Here is a 3,184-nt window from a genome sequence, read left to right as displayed (position 1 = left end):
GTGCAGGCCCAGCGCGCGGTGAGTCAGGTCGAGGCGGTTGTCGAACAGCACCTTGTCGATGGCCGGCGCGTTGCGCAGGTATTCCTGCTTCAGGTCCAGTGCGTAGCTGTACAGCGCCTTGTCGCTCTGCACATCGTGACGCCCGGGATAACGTTGGCTCAGGTAATCACCCAGACGCTGTTCGGCGATCAGTTGGCGCACCTGATCCTGCAATTGCGCGGGATAGGCCTGGAGGTATTTCAACGCAGTCATGGACACGGCAGCACGGTTCGCAAAGAGCGCCAGTGTAGCGAATTCAACCGGGCAGCGCGCTCCAGTCAAACGGTTCGACGAAGCTGGCAGCGTCATCGGCCATCATCGGCCGCGCCACCAGGAAGCCTTGCACGTATTCGCAACCATGGGCCTGCAGCCACTGATACTGCTCGATGGTTTCCACACCTTCGGCGATCACCAGCAAACCGTATTGCTTGCACAGGCTGATCACCGTGCTCACCAGCGAAGCGTCCCGGGCCGAGTCCGGCAGGCGGGCGATCAAATGCCGATCCAGCTTGAGCGTATCGAGTTCAAGATCACGCAGATGCGCCAGCGAACATGGCCCCGAGCCGAAATCGTCGAGCGCCACCCGCACCCCCAGATTGTGCAGCAGACGTAACTGCTTACGGGTTTCATCCGGGTTGTGCATCAACGCTTCTTCAGTGACTTCGACTTCCAGCTGCCGTGGCTGCAAGGCATGCCGCTCCAGCACCTGACGCAATTCGGTGGCGAGATTGGGCAGGCCGAACTGGGTGTTGCTCAGGCTTACGCCAAGCACCAGGTCTTCGGCAAACAGGGTTTCCCATACTTTGCGCTGACCGGCGCCGCGGTGATAGATCCAGCTGCCGAGACGGCTGATCAGCCGCGCTTCTTCGAGCAATGGCAGGAACAGCCCCGGCGGCACATCGCCGACACTCGGATGCTGCCAGCGCAACAACGCCTCGAAGCCGCGGATCTGCCCGCTGCCGATCGCCACTTGCGGTTGATACACCAGATTGAAATCCCGGTTTTCGATCGCCGTGCGCACGCTTTCTTCGAGCATCAGGCGCGAGCGGGCGCGGCCGTTCATGTCGTGATCGTAAAAGCGATATTGCTGGCGCCCGGCGCGCTTGGCTTCGTACATGGCGATGTCAGACGCGCGCAGCAACCCGTCGAGGTTCGAGCCGCAGTCCGGGTAGGTGGCAATGCCGATACTGGCGCCAAGGGCGATGTCTAGGCCCTCGATCTGCTGACAGATCGACACCCGCTCGATGAGCTTCTCGGCAATCTTCGCCGCCTGCTCGGGAAACTCCAGATCGAGCAGCGCCGTAAACTCATCGCCGCCCATGCGCGCCAGAATATCGAACGGCCGCAGGCAGGCTTTCAACTGTTCGGAGACCCAGCGCAGCACCCGATCGCCGGCATCGTGCCCCAGGGAATCGTTGACCCGCTTGAAGCCATCGAGGTCGAGGTACAGCAGCACCCAACTGCTGTCACTGCGCTCACCGCGCAGCAGCAGATTTTCCACCGTCTGATAGAAGCCGCGGCGGTTGAGCAGGCCGGTCAGTGGATCGGTCACCGCCTGAAATTCCAGTTGCTGATGCAGATGCCGCACCACCGACATGTCCAGCACCGTCACCACCATCGCCCGCTGCTCCGCCGGTAGCGGCGCGCAAGACAGCGCCACCGGCACCTGCTGGCCGGGCGCCGTGCGTAACAGCGCGTCGTGCAGACGCAGGGTCTCGCCACGCTTATAGCCGGCGTACAGCTCGGAGTCGGCCCATATGGGAATGTGCGGTTTCTGCAGGTAATCCAGAAATTCCTTGTCCTCAAGCTCTTTCACCGGGGCATTGAGCAAACGCGAAATCGCCGGATTGGCGAAGCGAATCAAGCCATCCTCGCCCAGCACCAGAATCCCCTCGGCCGCGTTATCCAGCACCGACGCATTGAAGGCGCGGGCGACTTCCAGATCATGGGTCAGGCGTTGCAGGGCGCGGCGATTGCGCTGATGCTCGAGCAGCGCCTGCACCTTGGGCTTGAGAATTTGCGGATCAAACGGCTTGAACAGGTAATCCACCGCGCCGCTGGCATAACCCCTGATCACGGCGTCCTGGGATTGCTCGTTGGCGGTGAGGAAAATGATCGGGGTGAGACGCGTGCGCTGGCTGCCGCGCATCAGCCGCGCCACTTCAAAGCCATCCATGCCAGGCATCTGCACATCCAGCAGCACCAGGTCGACGTCGTGTTCGAGCAAGAGATTGAGCGCCTCGAAGCCGGAGGCGGCGGTCATGACGTGCCAATCCTGACGCTGCAGCAACGCGCGCATGCTGATCAGGTTTTCAGGGTAATCATCAACGATCAAAAGGACAGAGCTGCCTTCACCTGGCTGGGGTTGCGCGCATTCCATGCTGCTTCTCTTATCGGGACTTCAGGCCGGTTTCCGGACAAAAACCGTACACGTACTGAGCGTTCACTCTAGTCGCGGATCGCTAAAAGCAGAAGCTGTCATCACGCCATCATTTAATCAAAGCGACGTCTAGCCGACTAACGGTCGGGCCTGCAGCCCTCTGAAACCGGGAAAGATGGCATTTCGACAGGATGTTGACGTCAATCATCCGCCAAACGGGCGTTAACAAAATCATCCTCTACGCTTATAAAGGCCGCCCCAAAAGGCGCGGGCTAGAGCTTCTGGTACCCGCGTGCAGGATGAATCGAGTGGAAGAACCGACATGATCGATCTCGCAACCTGGAACCTCAGCGTTCCCGTTGGCAGCCCGCCATACACTGTCGAAACCTCCAAACTGGTGAACGGCTTCAAGGACCAATACTTCCATTCCGACACCGGCACCCTGTTCTTCTGGTCGCCGGTCACCGGCTCCAAGACCGAAAACGCCATCTACCCGCGCACCGAACTGCGCGAAACCTACAGCAACGGCACCCTGCGCAACTGGTATTACCCGGACGCCGACAACTCATTGCGCGCGACCGTCACCGTCAACAAGGTGCCCAGCTCGGGCAAGATCGTCATCGGCCAGATCCACGCTTACGAAAGCCAGAAGCCGATGGTCAAACTCGAATACCAGTACAAGACCAAAACCGAAACCGGCAACCTGGTGATCAAAGTGCGCATGCGCCCGGATGACGACGAAGGCCGGGTCATCACCCTCGCCAC

General features: G+C 60.4%; 2 protein-coding genes and 1 pseudogene. 1 reads left to right on the top strand and 2 read right to left on the bottom strand.

The window, feature by feature from the left end; translation table 11 throughout:
* A pseudogene (locus tag J5M57_RS18755) lies at positions 1-252 on the bottom strand (M48 family metallopeptidase); the annotation flags it as partial.
* Between the two features lie 43 nt (positions 253-295).
* A complete protein-coding gene (locus tag J5M57_RS18750; RefSeq protein WP_207848410.1) occupies positions 296-2,419 on the bottom strand; it encodes an EAL domain-containing protein in 2,124 nt (707 codons plus the stop codon).
* Between the two features lie 322 nt (positions 2,420-2,741).
* Between J5M57_RS18750 and J5M57_RS18745 the strand changes: the two genes are divergently transcribed.
* The coding region (locus tag J5M57_RS18745; RefSeq protein WP_207871985.1) for a polysaccharide lyase family 7 protein at positions 2,742-3,184 on the top strand (443 nt) is incomplete at its 3' end.

Source organism: Pseudomonas sp. 86_A, from assembly GCF_017491705.1.
In the GTDB taxonomy this organism is placed as follows: Bacteria; Pseudomonadota; Gammaproteobacteria; order Pseudomonadales; family Pseudomonadaceae; genus Aquipseudomonas; species Aquipseudomonas koreensis.
This window is presented reverse-complemented; position numbering and strand designations above follow the sequence as displayed.

Coding starts and splice junctions, on each gene's coding strand:
- J5M57_RS18750 (WP_207848410.1), bottom strand. CDS start 2,419: ATGGAATGCGCGCAACCCCAGCCAGGTGAAGGCAGCTCTGTCCTTTTG.